1 protein-coding gene is annotated in these 570 nt (G+C 69.1%); it reads left to right on the forward strand.

All coding sequences use genetic code 11. The annotated features are described in order from the left end of the window. On the forward strand, positions 1–570 hold a 570-nt coding region (locus ADL15_RS54225; RefSeq protein WP_067691829.1), incomplete at both ends, for a DUF6197 family protein.

Raw genomic sequence — 570 nt, forward strand, 5'->3', positions numbered from 1 at the left:
AATCAGAACAACGCGACCCCGGAGCCCTCGGCATTCACCGAGATGCTGACCGACACGGATCGCTTCCAGTCCTGGATCGCCTCGGCGACCTCGACCGGGGCTGACCCGCTGACCTCGCAGGATCGCTACGACCTGACCGAGAAAGGTCAGCAGCTCCTGCAAGGGCTGGACCTGCCCGGCGACGAGTCGGCGGACACCCACCCGACAGTGCTGCGCAGCGCTGCTCTGTACCTGGAGCGGCACGGCTGGATCCAGGGCTCATACTACGACGGCACGTCCGGGGTGTTCACCCCGCCGGCGTGCACGGTCGGCGCGATCGGCATGGTCTGCTACGGCGGCCCGGTCGACGCTCCGGCGCAGATGTTCACCGACCCGCACTGGGTCGACTTCGAACAGGCCCTCGCCCACCTGGACGGGTACCTGCTCGCGGAGGCCGGTTGCCAGGCGTACGACTTCAACGACGCCCGGGGCCGCACCCTCGACGAGGTCACGCGCATGCTGCGCCGGGCCGCGTCGACTCCTGCGGAACAGATCCAGGACGCGCTGCAGCTGCAGCACGCCAACGGCACC

It is taken from the genome of Actinoplanes awajinensis subsp. mycoplanecinus (genome assembly GCF_001509495.1).
GTDB classification, from domain to species: domain Bacteria; phylum Actinomycetota; class Actinomycetes; order Mycobacteriales; family Micromonosporaceae; genus Actinoplanes; species Actinoplanes palleronii.